Origin of the sequence: Anaerobutyricum hallii DSM 3353 (assembly GCF_000173975.1) — a bacterium.
GTDB classification, from domain to species: Bacteria; Bacillota; Clostridia; order Lachnospirales; family Lachnospiraceae; genus Anaerobutyricum; species Anaerobutyricum hallii.
Window position 1 is genome coordinate 1 of record NZ_ACEP01000115.1, and the last position, 631, is coordinate 631.

At 38.8% G+C, this 631-nt stretch carries 1 protein-coding gene and 2 pseudogenes; 1 reads left to right on the forward strand and 2 read right to left on the reverse strand.

Translation table 11 applies throughout. The annotated features are described in order from the left end of the window. Nucleotides 1-4 precede the first annotated feature (4 nt). Nucleotides 5-85, forward strand: a pseudogene (locus EUBHAL_RS16995) (DUF6783 domain-containing protein); the annotation flags it as partial. Here the strand turns inward: EUBHAL_RS16995 and EUBHAL_RS17000 are convergent. Beyond that, complete coding sequence (locus EUBHAL_RS17000; protein WP_320855219.1) at nt 62-127, reverse strand: DUF6783 domain-containing protein; 66 nt, start codon at nt 125-127, stop codon at nt 62-64. The pseudogene EUBHAL_RS16995 and the gene EUBHAL_RS17000 sit on opposite strands and share 24 nt — an antisense overlap. Nucleotides 128-222: 95 nt before the next feature. Beyond that, nucleotides 223-631: pseudogene (locus EUBHAL_RS11765) on the reverse strand (D-alanyl-D-alanine carboxypeptidase family protein); the annotation flags it as partial.

A 631-nucleotide genomic window follows, 5' to 3' on the forward strand; every position in this document is an offset into this window, starting at 1 on the left:
GTGTTTGAAAAATCATTCCTGCAATCTGCACGCCCCAATTTGCGGTATATTTTGCCTTCATTCAGTTGACGTAGCCCGCTACGCCGCCCTCATTCAGGCGAAATCTCCCACAAATTGTAACGCACATCTTGCAGAAAGCATTTTTTAGACACGCTCTAAGACCACAATATAGGATATCTTCTTTCTTTGGGAGCTGTTTTTTGCTGAACTGAAATTATTATTTTACAAGTTCAGTAGTAGTTTTTGCAGATAATCTGTATATTTTGCCTTTCCCACTGTTTCCGAAGCCAATATAGAAACTTTCCCAATTTTTTTGTTATTATATGAATACTCCAGTCTGCCAATTACTTGATTTTTCTTAATTGGAGCAGAGAGATTTTTCTGGAATACCACTTTTTTCTGAATGTTATTTTGGTTGATTTCCGAAGTAAAAACATAGGAGAAGTTTTTCTTATATTTGCAGGAAATGAATTCTTTTGTGCCATTATGTACGGGGACGGTGGAGAGTGCGGGAGGCTGTTTATCGGTGTAAATCTTGCAGAGAGAGAAGCCGTAATCAAGTAAAGAGGCACAGTCTTTTACCCGCTCTTTTGAGCTTTGGCATGCCATAACGACAGCGATAAGGGAAATG